19 protein-coding genes are annotated in these 19692 nt (G+C 46.0%); 18 read left to right on the forward strand and 1 reads right to left on the reverse strand.

The window, feature by feature from the left end:
* Positions 1 to 43 precede the first annotated feature (43 nt).
* From AC5SXE_RS10085 to AC5SXE_RS10105, 5 genes are all read left to right on the forward strand, one after another.
* Positions 44 to 529, forward strand: coding sequence for a TRAP transporter small permease (locus AC5SXE_RS10085; protein ID WP_310846075.1), 486 nt, complete (start codon positions 44 to 46; stop codon positions 527 to 529).
* A complete protein-coding gene (locus AC5SXE_RS10090; protein ID WP_493917328.1) occupies positions 526 to 1806 on the forward strand; it encodes a TRAP transporter large permease in 1281 nt (426 codons plus the stop codon). The genes AC5SXE_RS10085 and AC5SXE_RS10090 overlap by 4 nt, the downstream gene beginning before the upstream one ends.
* Positions 1807 to 1965: 159 nt before the next feature.
* Complete coding sequence (locus AC5SXE_RS10095) at positions 1966 to 2943, forward strand: C-terminal binding protein (protein WP_493917329.1); 978 nt, start codon at positions 1966 to 1968, stop codon at positions 2941 to 2943.
* A gap of 148 nt (positions 2944 to 3091) precedes the next feature.
* Entirely contained in the window at positions 3092 to 3742 is a 651-nt protein-coding gene (locus AC5SXE_RS10100; RefSeq protein WP_303883751.1) for a cobalamin B12-binding domain-containing protein, read from the forward strand.
* A gap of 45 nt (positions 3743 to 3787) precedes the next feature.
* Positions 3788 to 5164, forward strand: coding sequence for a monomethylamine:corrinoid methyltransferase (locus tag AC5SXE_RS10105; protein ID WP_332636634.1), 1377 nt, complete (start codon positions 3788 to 3790; stop codon positions 5162 to 5164).
* Here AC5SXE_RS10105 and AC5SXE_RS10110 read toward each other — a convergent pair.
* Positions 5161 to 5385, reverse strand: coding sequence for a hypothetical protein (locus tag AC5SXE_RS10110; protein ID WP_493917330.1), 225 nt, complete (start codon positions 5383 to 5385; stop codon positions 5161 to 5163). The two genes, AC5SXE_RS10105 and AC5SXE_RS10110, sit on opposite strands and share 4 nt — an antisense overlap.
* A 188-nt stretch (positions 5386 to 5573) precedes the next feature.
* Between AC5SXE_RS10110 and AC5SXE_RS10115 the strand changes: the two genes are divergently transcribed.
* The 13 genes from AC5SXE_RS10115 (at position 5574) to fhcD (ending at position 19680) form a co-directional block, all read left to right on the forward strand.
* Entirely contained in the window at positions 5574 to 6854 is a 1281-nt protein-coding gene (locus AC5SXE_RS10115; RefSeq protein ID WP_493917331.1) for a nickel-dependent lactate racemase family protein, read from the forward strand.
* A 248-nt stretch (positions 6855 to 7102) separates the two neighbouring features.
* Positions 7103 to 8638 (forward strand): DUF2193 domain-containing protein, encoded by a 1536-nt coding sequence (locus AC5SXE_RS10120; RefSeq protein WP_493917332.1) that lies wholly within the window; start codon positions 7103 to 7105, stop codon positions 8636 to 8638.
* 103 nt (positions 8639 to 8741) lie between these two features.
* A complete protein-coding gene (locus AC5SXE_RS10125) occupies positions 8742 to 9599 on the forward strand; it encodes an NADP-dependent methylenetetrahydromethanopterin/methylenetetrahydrofolate dehydrogenase (protein WP_493917333.1) in 858 nt (285 codons plus the stop codon).
* A 102-nt stretch (positions 9600 to 9701) separates the two neighbouring features.
* Positions 9702 to 10733 carry an ATP-grasp domain-containing protein gene (locus tag AC5SXE_RS10130; protein ID WP_493917334.1) on the forward strand — a complete coding sequence of 344 codons (1032 nt, stop codon included), beginning with the start codon at positions 9702 to 9704 and terminating at the stop codon, positions 10731 to 10733.
* The gene (locus AC5SXE_RS10135; protein WP_493917335.1) at positions 10730 to 11089 is read left to right on the forward strand and encodes a molybdopterin dinucleotide binding domain-containing protein; all 360 of its coding nucleotides are present in this window, start codon (positions 10730 to 10732) and stop codon (positions 11087 to 11089) included. Before AC5SXE_RS10130 ends, AC5SXE_RS10135 begins: the two co-directional genes overlap by 4 nt.
* Positions 11083 to 12357: a formylmethanofuran dehydrogenase subunit B gene (locus tag AC5SXE_RS10140; protein WP_493917336.1), complete on the forward strand. Its 1275-nt coding sequence runs from the start codon at positions 11083 to 11085 to the stop codon at positions 12355 to 12357. Before AC5SXE_RS10135 ends, AC5SXE_RS10140 begins: the two co-directional genes overlap by 7 nt.
* Positions 12351 to 14012, forward strand: a complete 1662-nt coding sequence (locus AC5SXE_RS10145) for a formylmethanofuran dehydrogenase subunit A (protein WP_493917337.1) — start codon at positions 12351 to 12353, stop codon at positions 14010 to 14012. Before AC5SXE_RS10140 ends, AC5SXE_RS10145 begins: the two co-directional genes overlap by 7 nt.
* Positions 14009 to 15469 carry a GTP cyclohydrolase MptA gene (gene mptA, locus AC5SXE_RS10150; RefSeq protein ID WP_493917338.1) on the forward strand — a complete coding sequence of 487 codons (1461 nt, stop codon included), beginning with the start codon at positions 14009 to 14011 and terminating at the stop codon, positions 15467 to 15469. Before AC5SXE_RS10145 ends, mptA begins: the two co-directional genes overlap by 4 nt.
* The gene (locus tag AC5SXE_RS10155; RefSeq protein ID WP_493917339.1) at positions 15466 to 15987 is read left to right on the forward strand and encodes a flavoprotein; all 522 of its coding nucleotides are present in this window, start codon (positions 15466 to 15468) and stop codon (positions 15985 to 15987) included. The genes mptA and AC5SXE_RS10155 overlap by 4 nt, the downstream gene beginning before the upstream one ends.
* A complete protein-coding gene (locus AC5SXE_RS10160) occupies positions 15966 to 17294 on the forward strand; it encodes a DUF6513 domain-containing protein (protein ID WP_323721781.1) in 1329 nt (442 codons plus the stop codon). Before AC5SXE_RS10155 ends, AC5SXE_RS10160 begins: the two co-directional genes overlap by 22 nt.
* Positions 17284 to 17835 carry a DUF447 domain-containing protein gene (locus tag AC5SXE_RS10165; protein WP_493917340.1) on the forward strand — a complete coding sequence of 184 codons (552 nt, stop codon included), beginning with the start codon at positions 17284 to 17286 and terminating at the stop codon, positions 17833 to 17835. The genes AC5SXE_RS10160 and AC5SXE_RS10165 overlap by 11 nt, the downstream gene beginning before the upstream one ends.
* Positions 17832 to 18800 (forward strand): beta-ribofuranosylaminobenzene 5'-phosphate synthase family protein, encoded by a 969-nt coding sequence (locus AC5SXE_RS10170; RefSeq protein ID WP_493917341.1) that lies wholly within the window; start codon positions 17832 to 17834, stop codon positions 18798 to 18800. The genes AC5SXE_RS10165 and AC5SXE_RS10170 overlap by 4 nt, the downstream gene beginning before the upstream one ends.
* A complete protein-coding gene (gene fhcD / locus AC5SXE_RS10175; protein WP_323721778.1) occupies positions 18790 to 19680 on the forward strand; it encodes a formylmethanofuran--tetrahydromethanopterin N-formyltransferase in 891 nt (296 codons plus the stop codon). Before AC5SXE_RS10170 ends, fhcD begins: the two co-directional genes overlap by 11 nt.
* The last annotated feature ends 12 nt before the right edge of the window (positions 19681 to 19692 follow it).

A 19692-nucleotide genomic window follows, 5' to 3' on the forward strand; every position in this document is an offset into this window, starting at 1 on the left:
ACAAGTCTCATTTGGAGATTTGGCAAGGCAAGGAGGCAAACTTATGCTCAAGAAACTGAACCTTATAGAAGAATATTTTTTATTGGGGACTCTCGCATTTAACGTTGTTCTTGTTTTTGTGCAAGTTATAATGCGCTATGTCTTCCATCATTCGCTATTCTGGAGCGAAGAAGTGGCTCGCTTTCTGTTTCTCTGGTTTTCTTGGATAGGGACGAGCTTTGCAGTGAGAGAAGGCGCACACGTGAAAGTAACGGTGTTGTTGGACCGTCTCGAAGGTAAGGCAAAGAGTATCTTAGAACTTAGCTCGCTTGTCATTTGGATTGCCTTTTCTATTTTTCTTGCATTTCAGGGCTGGAAAATGACTATGTTCGTAGCTTCTATGCAGCAGACCTCTCCTGCTCTTTATATCCCTATGTATCTGGTTTACGCATCTGTTCCGGTTGGTTCGATGCTGATGACTGCACGCCTTCTGCTGGAGCTGAAAAATTTTCTATCGAATGCCTTATCAGGAAGGGGGGAGGCGCTATGATGAATATCGTTATTCTTTTTGGGCTAATGTTGATTCTTATCTTAATAGGTGTTCCAATTGGTATAACGATTGGTGTATCAACGGCTATTTCTATGTTTTTTACCAGTTCAATGCCGCTCATGTTTGTAGCTCAAAAGGCCTATACGGGGTTGGATTCTTTTCCTCTTCTTGCGGTACCATTTTTTATTCTTGCAGGATCACTAATGAATAACGGAGGCATCTCTAAGCGGCTTATCGATCTGGCCGATGCTATAGTGGGGTTTGCAACGGGCGGATTGGCAATGGTGACAGTATTAGCCTGCATGTTCTTTGCTGCTATCTCTGGGTCAGGCCCTGCTACTGTTTCTGCAATCGGGTCGTTTATGATACCCGCAATGAAAGAACGGAATTACAGAGGGGATTTTGCCACCGCCTTAACTGCTAGTGCAGGAACGATTGGCGTGATTATTCCTCCGTCGATCCCCTTCGTCATCTACGCTATTGCCGCGCAAGTATCCATTGGCGACATGTTTATTGCGGGCATCATCCCTGGATGCTTAATAGGTTTTAGCCTCATGTGTGTGAGCTACTTCATAGCAAAAAAAGGGAATTACGGCAGCAACGAGAGACGTGCAAAGAAGAATGTACTTACAAGTCTAAAAAGATCGTGGGAAGCTTTGATGATGCCAGTAATTATCTTGGGTGGCATTTATGGAGGCATCTTTACCCCTACCGAGGCAGCGGTTGTATCAGTGGTATATGCCTTCATTATAGGAAAGTTCGTTTACAAGGAGCTTGATTTTGAAAAAATCTACAAGAGTATGAAAGAGACGACCCTGATTAACGGTTCCTTGATGTTTATGATCGGTCTTTCCATCGCATTCGCAAACTATCTCTCCTTGGCGCAAATTCCCAAGACACTCGCGTCGTTGCTGATCAATTTGTCTGATAGCCCCTTCGTCCTCTTGTTGATCGTCAACATCTTCCTGCTGGTCATTGGCTGCTTTATTGACAATATCCCCGCCGTTATCATCCTCACGCCCATTTTACTTCCCATCGTTACTCAAGTGGGTATTGATCCGATTCAATTTGGCATGATCATAACGTTTGCCCTCGCGATAGGATTCGTGACGCCGCCGTACGGAATTAACCTTTTCGTGGCATGTTCTATTTCAAAAGAAAGTGTTGAAAAAATTTCAGTGGCCCTACTGCCTTTTATCGCCGTTATGATTGTATGTCTAATGCTTTTTACCTACTTCCCCATTTTAACGATGGGTATTTTTAAATTCATTGGATAAACTTAATGCAACGAGAAATCGCCTGAAGAAAGGGAAGCGCGTGCCGAATATTTCACAGTCCAGAGGGACCGTTGACACTAGGTGACAATTAACTGAAAACGGTAGCTTGCGATGTAAACCGATGAGGAATAGAAAATTTCGTAAAGAGGTGAATGAGTCTTGGCAAAATATACCGTTTTTATGACTGACACAGCATATTTAGACACTTCTATTGAGGAGGCGGAACTGTTAGCGATAGACGCCGAACTCAGACTTTCTAGCTCTGATGATCCGGCAACACTTCTTGCGGAAGTTGCTGATTGCGACGCCTTGCTTGTAAATTTTGCCACTGTAGGCGCAGATGTCATCAATGCTCTTTCGAGGTGCAAGATTATCGTCAGCGCTGCAATTGGTGTCGATAATATTGATGTCGAGGCGGCAACACGCCGTGGTATTATGGTTGCCAATGTTCCTGACTACTGCATTCAAGAGGTCGCCGACCATACAGTATCCCTTTTTCTTGCAAGCATCCGGAAAGTGGTATACCTTGCAGATAGGGTAAAAACTGGTTTTTGGCAAATTAACGATGCAAAGCCGATTCCAAGACTTCGGGGCAAAGTCTATGGTTTGTTAGGATGTGGCTCAATCGGCCGCGAAGTTGCCAAACGTGTCGCAGCCTTCGGCATGGAAGTAGTGGGGTATGATCCCTACGTGCCGAATGATGTGCTTGCCCAAGCCAATATCCGAAGGATCGAAAACCTTGATGATTTTTTCCCGCTCGTAGATGCCTTTTCCCTCCATGCCCCTTTGACCGACGAAACGTATCACGTCATCAACTGTGAAACCCTTAAGAAGATGAAACCTACAGCTTACTTAATCAATACGTCCAGGGGAGCGTTGATCAACGAAAATCACCTTTATCAAGCCTTGAAAGAAGGTGTCATCGCTGGGGCAGCCATGGACGTTCTCGAATGCGAACCGCCGAAAGGTGTTCCTGATTTAGCAAATCTTCCCAATGTCATCATTACTCCCCATATTGCTTTTTACTCAGAAGAGTCCATCGTTGAGCTCAGGCAGAAAGCGGCACAAGAAATCGTCAGGGTACTTGCTGGGCAAGAACCACTGCATTGGATGAACAGGAAACAAATGAAAAAATAAATCAATATACAAAATTCAGGATATCACCTACCGCAGTTGAAGAAGGGAGTAACGCTTGGCCCTTGAGGGGGCGTCCACCCCTCAAGGGCTGCCTAAATACCAAAACCCAAATGCATATATCCAGATTCATAACAAGGAGGTAGTCGTAATGAACAAAATTATACAGTTGAGGGAAGCTGTAGTGACGGGAGATTCGGAGCAGGCTATCAACATCGCAAAGGAGCTGCTTGAGTCCGATATTTCAGTGAAGGATGTGGTAGATAACCTAACGGAGGCAATGCAGGAGTTGGGGGAAAAATTCGAGAGATTTGAGGTCTTCTTGCCCGAGCTGGTCGTAGCGGCCGATGCCTTTATCTCCGCCATGGAAATACTTAAGCCAAAAATAGATCAAGAGTACGCCGCAACCGGCGCCGCCAAGAAGCCCACCGTAGTGATTGGCACCGTTTCCGGCGACTACCACGAAATTGGCAAGACGGTCGTTGGGCTCCTGCTGCAGGCCAACGGATTCGAAGTCGTAGATCTCGGCGCCGACGTTGACCACGTTGCCTTCATAGATGAAGCCAAGAAGCACAAGGCGGACATCGTGGGGCTGTCGGCCCTCATGACCACGACCATGCCAGCTCAGCAGGAGTTCATCAAAATTGCCATGGAGGCCGGCGTGCGCGACAAATTTAAGATAATGATCGGCGGAGCTCCCACGTCGCGGGAGTGGGCCGAGGAAATCGGAGCGGACGGCTGGGCCTTCGACGCCTTTGAGGCCGTTGAAGTTGCAAAACAGCTCGCCGCACGGACTGCATAAAGTCCCATAACACGAAGGAGGAAGAAAATCATGTCAAATTTTCGCATGTGGGAGGTCTTCGGGAAGGCCTTGGACGGGCCCTTTTATAGGGACCAAAACGAATACATCATCAAGCGCTTCATTCCCATAATGAAGGATGTAATCAAAAAATACGAAATAAAGTGGGATCGCGAGACTGTCGTCAACACTGATGACAAATTCGCCGATACGGTTTGGAACGCCGCCAAGGAGTTCTTCATCAGGGTGGGCGTCTACCACCAAAACGCCCACAGAGTAATGGAGTTCTCCGAAGAAGAGGTAAACGAGGTGCTCGAGAGCCTCGAGCCGGAGTACACGGTCGGGGCAGGTCACGACCAGAGGAGGTTGGGCATCCGCTCGGTCGAAGACGGCGTTCATCGCCCCTTCCACCTCTTCAGCCCCGATGCCAACTTCAGCACCGACATCCACAAAAAGGCCTGCATGGCCTATTTGAAGGAGCCCCTCCTGGACGGGCTTTGCGCCCCCCTGCTGGAGGACTTCATGGGGCGCAAGGTGACCTCGAACGCCCCCACGGAGGTGGCTGCAGCGATGGAACACGCCATGAACCTGCGCGATGCCCAGCGATTGGTCGGCCGTCCCGACGTATATACCGTCTCGGTCGGAACTGCCGAGACGGATCAGGCGCAGATCGCCGCCGCCAACCCCTCGTGGGGAGTGCGCCCCCAACATCTCGATGGACGAATGGTCTCGATCTTGACGGAGATGACGACCAACAGCCAGATGCTAAATAAGTCCTTTCACTATCGCAGTTACGGCAACGTCTTCGGGAACCTCGCAGGGGCCGTCTACGGAGGATATGCCGGCGGGATCGAAGGAACGTTGATCCTGCAGACGGCCTACGCAATTGAGGGCGCCTGCCTCTACGGAAGCATCTGGACGCTGCACTTCCCCTTCCACTTGAGATGGCAGTCCACGACGACCCGCGAGCTGCTGTGGTTGCAGAGCGTCCTCTCTCAGGCCATCGCTCGCAATTCCAGGCTTTCCTTCTTCAACAACCTCTTCGCCAATGCGGGACCTGGAACGGATCAGGTATACTACGAATCTGCAGCACATGCCTTGGCCATAGAGCCATCTGGCGGACATCCATGGGGTTGTGCCACATGTCGAAATAAATTCACCGATAGGGCGACTCCGCTGGAAAGCCGCTTCTATCACGAAACGGCGAGGGCATCCTTCAGGAATCGTATATCGCGAGAGAAAGCCAACGAGATCTGCATCAAGCTCCTGGAAAAGTATGAGGAAAACATCCCCATCGACAATTACGGCAAGACCATACAGGAAGTCTACGACATGGACAAGATAGTGCCTCGCCAGGAATATCTGGATCAATTTAAGCGCATGAAGGAAGAGCTGGCCGAGCTTGGGGTGGAATACCCCTACTAGGGCACAGCCGGCGGAAGGTCGCCATCTCCCACGGGGCCTTCCGCCTTAGTCAAGCACAAAATTAGCCTTCCGGAGTGTATGATCGTCTTGCATATCTGTGGCAACACAACGTACATCTTGAAGGCGATGGCCGCCAGTGCAGTGGTGTTTATGAAGGTAGATAAGTCATGTACAATGGGCCACCGGTCATGGGTAAATGGACAAAAAAGATGATTTGACAAAACTACTAAGCCTGAGGAAAAAGTAGCTAAATGACATGTTAATTAGCCTCAAAGAATACCATAAGGTTTTTAACACAAAATTGGAGTTACCCTCTCTATATTGGACCAAGTATGGTTAGAAAATTGCGCTCGACAACGTTTAGGATGTTGTGACGGTTGCCTAGGAATAATTAAGGAGGATTATGGCCATGCAAATGAGCATTCCTTTTGGGGAATCATGGCAGAAGTTTGAAGTTCCCGACAAAACCCTTCGTTTTACCGGAAGGGGACGGTCGCTTCCACCTCTGCAGAATCTGGAAAAGGCTATAATTGAGCAACTTGATGCGCCCACGGGCACTGCTCCATTGAAAGAGCTAGCTCGAGGCAAGAAAAATATCGTTATGCTGATTGAGGACAATACGAGAAACACCCCTTTATCCGATATCCTACCGATTCTTGTAGGATATTTGAACTACCATGGGGTTCGAGATGAAAACATCAGCTTTTTGACTGCACCAGGAACACATCGCGTGATGACAGAAGAAGAAATTAAGGAAAAAATTGGGCCCGCAATGTACGGGCGGTTCAAAGTAGACCAGCATAATATTAATGAGACGGAAAGCCTCGTGCACCTTGGCTACGTGATGTCTGGTGATTATGAAATACCCGTACAATTAAACAGGAACGCCCTAGAAGCAGATCTTTTGATCGGACTTGGTGACATTGTTCCTCATTCCGATGCTGGTTATTCAGGCGGAGCGAAAATTGTGCAGCCTGGAATCTGTGGCTATGCAACCACAGCAGCGACTCATATTGTTGCTGCTTTGCTAGCTGATATTCCTCTCGGAGTCGCAGAGAATCCCTGTCGGGCTGGAATAGAAAAAGTTGCCGAAAAAGCAGGGCTCGCTTTCATACTGAACACCGTTAAAAACCTCGATGGAGAAGTTGTAGGCCTCTTTGGGGGAGATTTCGTTAAAGCCCACAGGGAGGGCGCTCTTCTAGCAGAGGAGTCATATAAGGTCAAAATTACGGAACCGGTTGATATTGTCATCGTCAGTGCTTCTCCATGTGACATCGATTATTGGCAGGGAGAAAAAGGACTCGTTTCAGCGTATTTTGCAGTCAAGCCTGGGGGGATCATAATTTTTGCTGCTCCCTGTATAGAAGGACTTGTGCACAATCACCCAAGCTTCAGGGAGTGGCTGAGTCTCCCCTTGGACAAAGCTTTAATAAAAGCACGTAATACAAGACTCGATGACGCTAATGCTGACCTTGTGGCCGCGGATGTTGCAATTTGCAATGCGAAAATCAGAGAAAAGGCACGCATTTTTATAGTAACAGCCGGATTATCTGAAGAAGATATTGGCATTCTTGGCTACGAACCATTTGAGTCAGTGCAAGAAGCTCTTTACGAAGCCCTCAAAAGAATTACTGGTGGTACTGTAGGGGTCTTGCCCAAAGGAGGGGTATCTTTACCTAGATTAGAGTGAAGAAGCGATCATAGTAATTTACAATATGGCGCGATTAGGATTTTACACGTTATAATGTTATCATTATAACGTGTAAACATTTCTTGACAAGGTTGTGCTTTTTTTGTAATATAGATAACAAGTCAAGTTGTCCATTGTCCACAGAACATCTCACTAAAGAAGGAGGGGGGTAAAGAGGAGAGCTAATGGAAAGGAGGGCTAAAATTTAAAACTGATACAAAATTTTATTTGAGGAGGGGAAGGAAACGATGGCTAATCTTCTGGAAAAGATGATTAATGAAGCAATTGAAGCTACCAAGTCAGTGTTTTTAGTCATCAAGGAAAAAAGGGGCGGTCATTTCAAGCTGGAAGATTGCAAGCCCTATGTAGATGCGGTCAACAAGATGACTGTCATAGAGGGCCAATGCAAGGAAGTCATCGACCTCCATGTTCAATCGGTTAATGCTCATTATGAGATATTAAAAGGTTTGACAGATTACATCCGTCCTGAGGATGATCCTTTCGTAGAACACTATCAAACCCCACCTATACTCGAGATATTGTATGAAGAGGACCCAGAATTCAAGAAATCGATGGAGAAATTTATTGAAGCTATCGCGGATAATAAAGCGCTAATTGGCCGGGAAGCTGCACGTCGTTATGGAGGCATGTATGGACCAACTTGCGTGGTTGACTTTGCCCTGTCCGTTGGTTCGGTCCCGAATTTAGTCAACAAAATCTTGATAGGTCTTGATATTCCCGAAAAGCATAAAAAGACGATTTTGGCTTGCAAATCGTGGGGCATGAATACATCATACGGGTTTGGAGCGGCCTTTAGGGCGGCCATCGAGTCGGGCAAATCCGCTGCTGAAGCAGAAGAAGCTGAGGTCGAGCAATTCCAGTTCATTTATAAGGAACCTGTCGAGGCACAAGCCAGATTGATGGAAACCCATAACCTTGGGGGTCACGGCCCTCATAGCTCATTCGACGTAAGAAAATACATGGCACAATATAAAGAAAGGATGCGCCCCTATGTAGTAGCTGCCCTCAAAGCAGGTGTGCATCCTGCTAACATTACAGCTGTTCCGGCTTATTGTGTAGGCGATGTAGGACACCATATCTCCCAATCGGCGTACAATATGTTTAAGAGCGATATGGTCTTTGGAATATACGATGCAGTAATGCAGGTCTTTGAAAACACCTTGAGGAAAGGTTTGAAAGACGGGGCATTTAAGAGTGAATGGGATGTCCTTACTGTTGCTACAGGTGCGCCTGCCTGTGCAGTGGCGTATATTCTTTGGTTGGACAGCTTCACCGTTCCCATGGTAATAGATCTGCTTACAAAGCGCTTCCACAACTATTGCGTCATGAATCCCAAGAGGGGAGAGGCAGACGAACTGCATAATGTAGACTTCATGGACGTGATACTTCGCGGCGAGGAAATTCTCGATATTAGCCCCCTTGGAGCTGGCGGCAAAATTAAGGGAATCGAGGTAGACTTGTCGCCGATAGATAAACATGAAATCGTGAGCAATCCACAGCGCTACACCTATCCTGCCTGTGCAATTACCCAGCGGTTTGCGGCATTGATGGCCTTGGCAGACTTCCCATGCTATTTGACCCCCGAGTGCACTACTGCAACTTTAATGACGAATATCATAGCTAAGCACCCAGAGACGCCTGGAGCTCCGGTCAGGGCCTGCAAGGGATGCGCTGTCACAAAGCTCATAAAACGAAACGTTCCTTATGTTAAAGGCGAGGGCGTTGGTCCTTGCGGGTATTGCGAATGGTACAGGGCTGTATAAGTTAAGTAGAGATCAAAATAGGGGCTCGGAGTGCATCCGAGCCCCTTTTGTATTGTTCTGAAATAATGTAAGATAAGAAAAACAAAGGGAGGAGGTAAGTATCTTGAAAAAAATCTTGCTTCAACTGGATTGTGATCCATTTCCGAGCGTTTTTGACGTTGTAACTGCTTATGATGCAGGAGTTGATGTTGTTTTACAATATGGTAATGTCACGAAAGATAATGTTAGAGATTTGGTATATGGCGTGATGTTTACCCGCGGCGGCGAAAAATTGAAATCAAGCGCTATATTCATTGGCGGTTCTAATGTGAGTAAGGCGGAGGAAATATTGGAAGTCGTAAAAAACACTTTCTTTGGAAATGTTAGGAATTCAGTAATGTTCGATCCAAGCGGATGCAATACGACATCAGCATCGGCGGTGGCAAAAATGTCTAAGCACGTTGACATTAAAGGTGAAAAGGTCGTCGTGCTTGCGGGGACCGGCCCGGTGGGGCAACGTGCAGCGGCACTTTTCGCACTGGAAGGGGCACAGGTCGTTCTTACATCCAGGAACATGGAAAGAGCGAAAAAAGCCGTCGATGAGATTAAAAGAAGGTTTGGCTTCGATATAACCCCTGCAGCTGCCTTCGATGAAGATAGCACGAGACGTGTCCTGGAAGGGGCAATTGCTGCCCTGTGCACAGGCGCACCGGGGGTTACATTGATACCTGAAAAAATATGGAAGACTAATCCTACCTTGAAAGTTCTGGGGGATGTCAATGCAGTTCCACCTCTAGGAATAGAGGGCATGAAATCTTCCTTTGACGGAGAGAATATAGAGGGGAAAATTCTTTTTGGCTCCTCAGGGATTGGCGGTCTTAAGATGAAGGTCCATAGAGCATGTGTTGAGAGGCTCTTTGAAAGAAACGATCAGGTCTTTGATGCTGAAGCAATATTTGATGTGGCAAAGGAGTTATCCTGATATTGAAAATTTTACTTGTGGGAGTTAGCACTAGAGCACTTGCTCAATCTGCATTAAAATCTGGCTTCCTTTGACGTAGTTTCGGTCGATTATTTCGGCGACTTGGACCAAAAATGCTTAATTCCGAATCTGGCTGTAGGGAGAGATTTTGGTCTTCCTTTTAATGTTGATTCTATAATTAGGGTTTGTTCAATAGTAGATTATGACGCGCTCGTGTATACCGGCGGTGCTGATATTAAGCCCTCTCTCATTAGCGAGATATCGAGGGGTAAGTTGTTGTTGGGCAATATTCCGAGAACCCTTTGTGTGGTGAGGAATCCTTCGATATTAAATGATGTCTGCCTTAAAAGGGGAATAAATTTTCCTCAAACCATCGAGTTGTGCAAGATGGCAGAGGTGGCTCGTGAGGGTAGATGGTTGGTAAAGCCGGTTTATGGTGGAAGTGGGCATGGCATTGACTTTTACGAAGGCGGTAACTTAAAAGAAGGTTTCTACCTGCAAAAGTTTGTCGAAGGCTTGCCTGCTTCGGCGTCCTTTCTTTCGGATGGGAAGGAGTGTCGCTTATTAGGGTTGACGGAGCAACTGATAGGCGAAAGAAGGCTTGGTAGTTCTGGATTTCAGTGGTGTGGCAACATCTATCCTCTTGTTACCACCACGGAGAGTTGCCAGGGTGAAGTCATGGCTGGTTGGGGACAGGAATTGACGGAAGCCTTTGGCTTAAGGGGCTTGTTTGGTGTGGATTTTGTATTAGATGCAAAGGGTAGGCCCTTTTTAGTGGAAATAAATCCACGATATAGTGCATCTATGGAGTTATTTGAGCCTTATATAAATCCTTTTTTGTTTACCCTTCATATATCAGCTTGCGAGGGAAGACTTCCCGAATTTTCCGTGCAAAGGCCTTCACGTTTCACTTCCAAGGGAATAGTTTATGCTAAAACCGATGTAACTCTACCCGATACCAGAGGTTGGTTAGGACGCAGGGGAGACGTCCCCTTTCCAAGGGAGAAAATTTTAAAGGGCTCCCCTATATGTACTGTATATGGATTTGGGGAATCGCGGGAAAGCTGCTTATCTGATCTTTACGAAGAGGCTGATGAAGTGTACGAAGAACTGAGAGAAGTGGATGAAGGATGAGCAAAGAAAAAAATGGCAAGGAGATTGTCTGCACAATGATATCAGGCCGCACTTTGGAGCAGGCCAAAGAGATGCACAGTGGTAAAAATAGCAAAAGTTACAGGGAAGCAGTTGGCAAGGTATATGTTTCACCCTTGCTTTTAAATGAGCTTGGCTTGGCTGAAGGCGAAAAAATTGTATTGAAAAGCTCCTTTGGTCGGGCTGAGGCAAGAGCATATGTTGATCCTGGATTGCCTCACTTCGTAGTTTTTATTCCCATGGGACCAGTTGCAAACCTTTTGGTTGGTTACGAAACCGAGGGGACGGGAATGCCCTCTTTTAAGGGCGTGCAGGTGGAGGTATGTGTGGAATGTTGACAAAGGCGAAAGACGTCGTCTGTACTTTTTGCGGATGCCTGTGCGATGATATAATTTTAACTTTAGATGAAAATCGCATCGTTAAAGTAGAGAGGGCTTGCGCTAATGGGATGGGGTTATTTAAGAATTACAATCCCGACCTGCTTTCTCCCAAAATCAGAGGGAAGGAAGCTTCTTGGGAAAAAGCGATCAAGGAGGCTTCCGAAATACTTTCATCTGCGAAGTATCCTTTGATTTATGGTCTTTCATCCACTTCCAGCGAGGCCCAGCGGGTTTCCGTGAAGTTGGCGGAAGCCTTAGGTGCGTCTATAGATTCTACTTCTTCTGTATGCCATGGACCTACCGGTTTGGCGATGCAGTTCGTCGGTGAACCAACCTGCACCTTAGGTGAGATTAAAAATCGAGCTGATCTTTTGATATTTTGGGGGTGTAATCCCATAGTTTCCCATAGTAGGCATTTTGCGAGATATTCCGTAATGCCGAGTGGGCGTTTCGTCCAAGATGGCAGGGAAAGCCGTAAGGTTGTAGTTGTAGACGTGCGATTGACACAAACCGCGAGAGTAGCCGATGTGTTTTTGCAGGTCAAACCCGGGAGCGATTTCGAATTGTTAGTCGCCTTAAAGGCATTAGTGAAGGGTAAATCTTTAGATGCGGTGGAAGTGGGAGGAATTTCTATAAAAGTCCTAGAGGAACTTGTCTCTGATATGAAGTCCTGCCGCTATGGCGTGATATTTTTTGGGATGGGCTTGACTATGACAAAGGGAAGAGACCTTAACGTCAGGGAACTTTTTTCTTTAGTCAAGGAACTGAACGATCATACGAAATTTTCGGCATTGCCAATGCGTGGCCACGGGAACGTAACCGGTGCTGATCAAGTCATGTCGTGGCTTTGTGGTTATCCTTTTGCGGTGAACTTTTCCAGGGGATATCCCAGATACGGCCCGGGCGAATTTTCAGCTGTCGATTTGTTGTGCAACAAAGAAACAGATGCCTTGCTTGTCCTAGCTTCCGATCCCGTTGCTCATTTTCCGAGCAAAGCTGTGGATCATATCATGGAGATTCCAACCATAGTAATCGATCCTGCCGAAAGTCTCTCCGCCAAAAAGGCTACAGTATACTTTCCTACAGCAATGTATGGGGTGGACTGCGAGGGGACAGCTTACAGGATGGATGGTGTGCCTTTGCGTTTAAAGGCCCCCGTGAAGGGAAACAGGCCCAGCGATGAAGAAGTATTAGAAGCGATTTTTGAGGGCGTGAGAAGATGTTAGTGATAAAGGACGGTCAAGTATACGATCCTATAAATGGCATAAATGGCGAAACAAAGGACATCTGGATAGAAGGAGGCAAAATAGTAGAGTCATTAGATCACATCCCTCAAGGTGCAACGGTGATAGATGCTCTCGGGATGATTGTAATGCCTGGTGGGATCGATATACACGCTCACATTGCCGGCTCTAAAGTAAATACAGGACGTAAATTATGTCCTGAAGATCATTACGAACATTTTAGAATGGTAAAAGGCGATTTGAGATCAGGCGTCGGGTTTACGGTGCCGACGACGTTTATGACCGGATATAAGTATGCTGAGATGGGATACACAACCGTGGTTGAGGCGGCCTCAGCCCCTATAGTGACGCGTCACACCTATGAAGAGCTGGATGACATGCCCATTTTGGATAAAGCCATACTCGTCACATTGGGCAACAACGAACTTTTGATGGATCGAATTGCGATGGGACAAATGGATGAGGCGAGGGATTTAGTCGCGTGGATGCTTAAATCTGTCGGCGGATACGGCGTCAAAGTTGTTAATCCTGGAGGGGTGGAAAATTGGAAATGGGGTGGCAATGTAGCATCTTGGGATGACGAGGTAAAGTATTTTAATCTCAGCCCCAGAAAGATAATAAAGGCTTTGATAAAAATCGCCGATGAATTGGGCTTACCCCATCCAGTGCACCTTCATGGAATTAATTTAGGGTTGCCAGGTAGTGATATAACGACTGCTGAGATAATTAAAGACGCCTGTGGAAGGCTACATCTGTGTCATCTGCAATTTTTAAGCTACGGGAAAGACAAGAAGGGACGAATGTGCAGTGGTGGAAGTTACATTGCGAATCTCATAAACGAGCATCCCAACGTGACTCTTGATGTGGGTCAGATCGTCTTTGGCAATGCAACTACCATGACTTCGGATGGTCCGCTCGAGTATAGGATACAAAAGATGACGGGACACAAGTGGTGCAACGAGGATGTGGAGTGTGAAACTGGCGGTGGAATAGTGCCGCTTAAATACAAGATTACTTCCCTATCGTCGGCGATACAATGGATAACGGGAATGGAGTTATTTCTTCTCGTGAAAGACCCTTGGAGTATAGCGCTGACAACCGATCACCCTAATGCCGGACCTTTTTTCTGTTATCCTCAAATTATCAGGTTGCTGATGGATAGGGATTATAGAAATTATTTTATTAGTTTATTGCCACCCAGGGCCTTTAGAGGATCAGTTTTAAAGGATCTTGGCAGAGAATACAGTTTGTATGAGATAGCGATAATAACGAGGGCTGCGCAGGCAAAAATTTTGGGCTTGACCAATAAGGGGCATCTGGGCATTGGTGCGGACGCGGATGTTTCTGTATATGCCCCTGAAAACTTTGGTAAAAGACAATGCATATGTCGTTTCAAGCATTGCCGTCGTGCCTTGGACTTCCCCTCCTGGGTCATTAAAGGCGGAGAAGTCGTGGTTAAGGACGGGGTTGTGTTAAACGAGGCTCCAGGCATCGTTTTTAGAGTTGCGCCGTCCCACGGCGAGTCCATCAGGGATAAAATAAGAGAAGAATTTGAAAAATATTATACAATTTCCTTTGACAATTACCCCGTTCAGGAAGATTACCTGAAAAACACGAAAGAGGTGATCTGCGGGTGAAGGAGCAGGGACACGTTGCTTTCATTCTTTTGGGGGCCAATTTAGGTGACAGACAGAGCAATATTTTGCAAGCGCTTCAATATATTCAAGTAAGGGCCAATATTGTAAAGATCTCCTCCTTTTATGAGACAGAACCCCTGGAAGGATCAGATCAACCTGAATATTTAAATATGGCTTGTCAAATAGAGACAAACGATGGTCCCAAAGAACTTTTACAGTTTTTAAAGTGGGTGGAAAGGAGGATGGGGCGAACCATCTCTGAAAAATATGCCCCCAGGCCAATAGATATTGACCTTTTGTTGTATGACGATTTGATCATCAGAGAGAGCGATCTTTGGATTCCTCACCCAAGAATGCACGAGAGGGCCTTCACATTAATACCTCTCGCGGAAATAGCGCACGATTTCGTGCATCCGGTGCTTAATGAAAGTATTGAGGCATTGGCCAAGAAGATAGATGCTTCAACTGTGAAGAAAGTGAATAGGAGCCTTAAATTCAATCTTGAAAGGGATATACAAGGGGGACAGCCCTCGATAAATATAGGATTATCCAAGGTAGGTATTACGAACCTCAACAGGGTTATCCGCTTGGGTTCTGAGGATAAAGCAGCGCTTTTTTATGCCAACTTAGATTTTTTTGCCTATCTTGATCCTTCTAAAGCCGGCGTACATATGTCAAGATTTGCCGATGTATTGGAGGGGATGCTAGAGGAGATTTCCCTCGAACCGACTCCCGATATCGAAAGCCTGGCGGAGAGGCTAGCGCTTCAAGTTGTGCAATCTCAAAGGGCAAAAAAGGCAGAAGTGCATATAAAGGCTCGATATCCCATGGAAAGGGTGACTCCCATATCGGCAAAAAAAACGGAAGAATTATTTACTTTTATAGGCATAGCATCTACTAATGGCACAACCTCTCGTCGGATTATTGGCGTTGAAGCAGAAGGCATGACTACCTGTCCCTGTGCACAGGATATGATGGCAGCACATTCCAGGATGTTGCTCGAAGAAGCTGGATATAGCAAAGAGGAGGCCATGAATATTGTAAGTTTAATCCCCATGGCCACGCATAATCAGCGAGCAAGGGGAACTTTGCTCGTGGGGTCCAACATGCCCGTACGCGCCGAACATTTGGTCCACATAGTCGAAGCTTCCATGAGTTCGGAGACCTACGAGTTGCTAAAAAGACCCGACGAATTTTTTGTGGTCAATAAAGCACATCAGAATGCAAGGTTTGCAGAAGATGTAGTCCGACATATGCTTTTTAATTTGGTTGAAATATATCCGGATCTTCCGGATGAAACTTTTGTTCTTGCAAGGGAGGAAAGCTTTGAGAGCATTCATCAACACAATGCCTTTGCGGAGCGAAGCGGCTTGTTGGGAGATTTAAGAGCAGAACTGCTTAATAAAGGCGAAGCACCTCAGTCAAATGTTACTCTTGAGGAGTGGTTGAACTTATGAAAATAGCTTGGGTTATCACGGGCGCGGGGCATTTTTTAAAGGAATGCTTTGAGATTGTGGGAGAGCTCAAGGGTCAGGCAGTTCTTTTTTTCTCGAAAGCAGGTTTGGAAGTAACAAAGATGTATAGGTTAAACGATTATTTGGCAAAAGGGAATATTTATATCGTAAATGACGAGAAAGCAAGCTCACCGTCATGCGGCGCTTTTGCGGCACGCAGATATGAGGTTCTCGTGATTGCACCAGCCACGTCAAATACTATTGCTAAGTGCGCTTTGGGAATAGCAGACTCTCTTCCTACCAACTTGTTTGCACAAGCCGGAAAATCCCAGATTCCCATATTAGTGTTACCAAGTGATATTGCACCTAAGATTGAGTCAGTGATCCCCTCAGGGAGAACAATAGAAGTATATCCAAGGCCAATCGATCTGCAAAACGTTAGGATTCTAAAAGCCTTTCCAGGTGTGACGGTTACAACCAGCATCGAGGAGTTGAAAAGTTGTCTAAAACCTTATTTGTAACTGGAAAACTAGCCTGTGAAGCCCTGAATAATATTTTAAGAAGGATTAATCCCCCTTTTGAATATGAAGTGGTAGTTTTGCCGATTTCTGTGGCAGCCTTGATGAATGTCTCGTGGGTTAGATCCCAGCTGTGTGATGCAAGAGGAGCGGATCTGGTCCTGTTGCCAGGCTTGTGTCAGGGCGATGTAAACACATTGGCCGAAAGCCTTGGCGTTCAGGTTATGAAGGGGCCCAAAGATTTGAGGGATCTCCCCAATTATTTCGGGTTTTTCACACATCAGAAAACGATAGAGTCTCCCGTGCAAATAGTAGCTGAAATAGTTGACGTTCACAAATTATCTCTAGATGAAGTGTTACTTAAAGCCTATGAATACAGTGATCAAGGAGCATCGATAATTGATCTTGGAGGACCGGTTAAAGGTCCGATTCCAAATATAAAGGAAATTGTTTCGACGTTAAAGAAAAGAGGGTTTAGGGTTAGCTTGGACAGCTTTGACGTGCAAACGGCTTTGGAGGCGGATGAAGTAGGCTTAGATCTTTATCTGAGCGTGAACGATGCCAATATCGAAGTCGCCTCACAATTATCCTGTCCGGTAGTTGTGATACCTGATTTCGAGGATAAAAGCATAAATTCATTGATAAAAAATGTGAAGAAATTAAAGGAAATAAATAAGAAATATATTGTCGATCCTGTGATGGATCCTCTTCCCTTCGGTTTTTCTCAGTCTGTACATCGCTTTGTAGAATATAGAAATCTTTTCCCCAATGATGACATGTTCATGGGAATAGGAAATTTGACCGAGCTGACGGAAGCGGATTCCACGGGCATAAATGCATTGCTTTTGGGAATCTGCGTAGAATTGAACGTCCGCTACGTGTTGACCACAGAGGTAATTGGTTGGGCAAAGGGCGCTGTTAAAGAGTCCATGCTAGCAGGGAGACTCATGGGCAGCGCAAAGGAGCTGGGAGTTTTGCCAAAGGGTTTTAATGCGGGTTTAGTGACGGCGAAAGATATGCCCTTTGAACCTTATCATGAAGATGAAATCGTCCATATGTACAGTCAGGTGCAAGATAAAAATTTTCGTATCTTCGTAATAGGTGACACGGTGTATTTATTTAATAATTCTGTTTTTCTTAAAAGCAGCGATATGGAGACATTATACCAGAGTTTGAATGTAGATGATCCAAGCCATGCCTTTTACCTGGGCAGAGAGTTGGAAAGGGCTTTTTTGGCCGCTAAATTGGGGAAAAAATACGTTCAGGAACGCCCCCTTAGTTGGGGTTATATGTCGGAAGATGATTTATGAGGTCATCCTCTCCACTTTACGGCCCGATGGATCGCCACATTGGGCTCCCATGGGTTTAAGGGAAGAAGGAAGTTTTTACGTTTTACGACCTTTTAAAACGAGCCATACATATAAATTTCTACTAAAACATCCCTATGCTGTTGCTAATATCGTCGACGATATATTGCCCTTTTGCATGAGCGCGCTTGGCGATCCGTCGTTTGATTGTATAGCAGCTCGCCACATAAAAGGTTTCGTATACGTCGATATATGTGCCTGGATGGAGCTAGAAGCTATAGAAGAAAAGAGCGGCGAAGAGGCATCCAACTTTATTTGTTCGCTAGTTTACCGTGGAATGGGACGGCCCTTTAGAGGGTATAATAGAGCAAGGGGTTTAATAATGGAACTTCTGATAGCGGCGACGCGATATCAGTTTTACACAGAGGGTTTTTTTGAAAAACTTATTTCAGAGGCAAAGGTGCTGACCGAAAAAACAGGCGGAGAAGGTGAAAGAAAAGCCATTTGCATAATAGAGGAATATCTTAAGGGGGTATTTAGTTGAAGGTAATTGAGGTTGATGTTGGCGCCAGGTTGCACTTTGGCTTCTTGGATCTGAATGGTAGCTTGGGGAGGATTTTTGGCGGCATAGGCGTCGGCATAGAGGAGCCCAGGACAACATTGGTGGCCACATCTAACGACGCCCTTGAGGCAGTGGGACCAGACAGCGCGAGGGCTTTGGAATTTGCTAGAAGATTTATGGGTCATTTCGACTTGAAAGAAGGCGCTTCAGTGAGGATATCGTCATCTATACCCCCTCATGTGGGTTTGGGATCGGGTACTCGTTTAGCCCTGGCGGTAGGCAAGGCTTTATCCACTCTTTTCGATATAGACACCTCGATTGAGGATCTGGCGAACATCATGGGAAGGAGCAAAAGGTCAAGTGTTGGCACGGTTAGTTTCGAGCGAGGCGGATTTGTCTTAGATGGAGGACATCGCAAAGAGGGAATACGAGGTTTTCCTCCATTATTGTTTCACACAATGCTTCCGATTGATTGGTTTTTTGTAGTAGTTGTTCCTATGTCATTGAGGGGAACAAGCGGCAATGAGGAGGATAAAAAATTCAAACAGTTGAAAGTGCGAGAAGAGGTATCTTCAAAGATATGCAGAATAGTTTTAATGTCGATGCTGCCATCCATACTTGAAGAAGATGTTAGAAATTTCGGAAGTGCTGTTTCGGAAGTGCAAAGGCTCATGGGCGAATGTTTCTCCTCTATACAGGGAGGGAATTTTATTTCTCCCCTATCTGAAGAGATTGCGTCATTTATGGAAAGTGAAGGCGCATTTGGCGTAGGACAGAGCTCATGGGGTCCAACTGTTTACGGAGTAGTCGAGGGTTATGAAGCGGCGCATGAACTATCTCTGAAGCTACAGAAAGTTTTAAGGGATGAATCTATGATTTTCGTTTCCTCCTGTGCTCATGAGGGGGCGAGAGTTGAAGTAAGAGGAGATCGGTTCGATGATTTTTAACGGCGTTGAAATTGACGATACTTATGCAGAAGCTTTTTCCATGTTGGGAAGTCGCTTGGTCATAACAGCAGATACTTTTGAATTAGCTATGATTGCGGCGACATCAGCCACGGGGTTTGCTACTTCTGTCATAGGATGTGGTTGTGAGGCCGGCATAGAGTCGGAATTAGATCCTGCTCGAACTCCCGACGGCCGCCCAGGCGTGAGCGTATTGATATTTGGCGTTTCATTATCTGCCTTAGAATCTCAGCTTATTGCAAGGGTAGGACAAGCAATAATGACTTGCCCGACTACAGCTTGTTATAACGGCTTAGAGGGAGAAAAAGAAATAAATGTGGGAGGCAAGCTGAGATATTTTGGCGATTCCTACCAAGCGAGCAAAATGTTGGACGGCAAAAGGTTTTGGAGGATCCCTGTAATGGACGGAGAGTTCCTTGTGCAGGAAAAGTTCGGAGTTAAAAAGGGGATCGGCGGAGGCAACTTATTGATACTAGCGAAAGATGTCACCTCCTGCCTTGAAGCTGCACAAAAGGCCGTCAAAGCCATGAAAAAAATCGAGGGCATTATATTGCCATTCCCCGGCGGGATTGTGCGAAGCGGCAGTAAAGTTGGATCTACTTATCCATTTCTTACAGCTTCAACTAATACCCCATTTTGCCCAACCCTGAGAAGACAAGTCATCACTTCCCTACCTGAAGGGGTTAATGCGGTATACGAGATAGTTATAGACGGTCTTGATGAAAAAGCTGTAAGAGATGCCATGGGCGTTGGACTTTTGTCCATATGTTCTTGTGACGTTATCTCAGTGACAGCGGGCAACTATGGCGGGACACTAGGGCAATACAAGTTTTTTTTGCACGAGATCTTAAAAAACATGTGATAAAAAACCTTA

The sequence above is a fragment of the Acetomicrobium sp. genome (genome assembly GCF_059026225.1).

Excerpts from the sequence above, each read along its gene's own strand:
- AC5SXE_RS10145 (WP_493917337.1), top strand. The coding sequence starts at position 12,351 with ATGTTAGTGATAAAGGACGGTCAAGTATACGATCCTATAAATGGCATA.
- AC5SXE_RS10155 (WP_493917339.1), top strand. The coding sequence starts at position 15,466 with ATGAAAATAGCTTGGGTTATCACGGGCGCGGGGCATTTTTTAAAGGAA.
- AC5SXE_RS10165 (WP_493917340.1), top strand. The coding sequence starts at position 17,284 with ATGATTTATGAGGTCATCCTCTCCACTTTACGGCCCGATGGATCGCCA.
- AC5SXE_RS10135 (WP_493917335.1), top strand. The coding sequence starts at position 10,730 with ATGAGCAAAGAAAAAAATGGCAAGGAGATTGTCTGCACAATGATATCA.
- AC5SXE_RS10120 (WP_493917332.1), top strand. The coding sequence starts at position 7,103 with ATGGCTAATCTTCTGGAAAAGATGATTAATGAAGCAATTGAAGCTACC.
- AC5SXE_RS10100 (WP_303883751.1), top strand. The coding sequence starts at position 3,092 with ATGAACAAAATTATACAGTTGAGGGAAGCTGTAGTGACGGGAGATTCG.
- AC5SXE_RS10115 (WP_493917331.1), top strand. The coding sequence starts at position 5,574 with ATGCAAATGAGCATTCCTTTTGGGGAATCATGGCAGAAGTTTGAAGTT.
- AC5SXE_RS10090 (WP_493917328.1), top strand. The coding sequence starts at position 526 with ATGATGAATATCGTTATTCTTTTTGGGCTAATGTTGATTCTTATCTTA.
- AC5SXE_RS10085 (WP_310846075.1), top strand. The coding sequence starts at position 44 with ATGCTCAAGAAACTGAACCTTATAGAAGAATATTTTTTATTGGGGACT.
- AC5SXE_RS10105 (WP_332636634.1), top strand. The coding sequence starts at position 3,788 with ATGTGGGAGGTCTTCGGGAAGGCCTTGGACGGGCCCTTTTATAGGGAC.
- AC5SXE_RS10140 (WP_493917336.1), top strand. The coding sequence starts at position 11,083 with ATGTTGACAAAGGCGAAAGACGTCGTCTGTACTTTTTGCGGATGCCTG.
- fhcD (WP_323721778.1), top strand. The coding sequence starts at position 18,790 with ATGATTTTTAACGGCGTTGAAATTGACGATACTTATGCAGAAGCTTTT.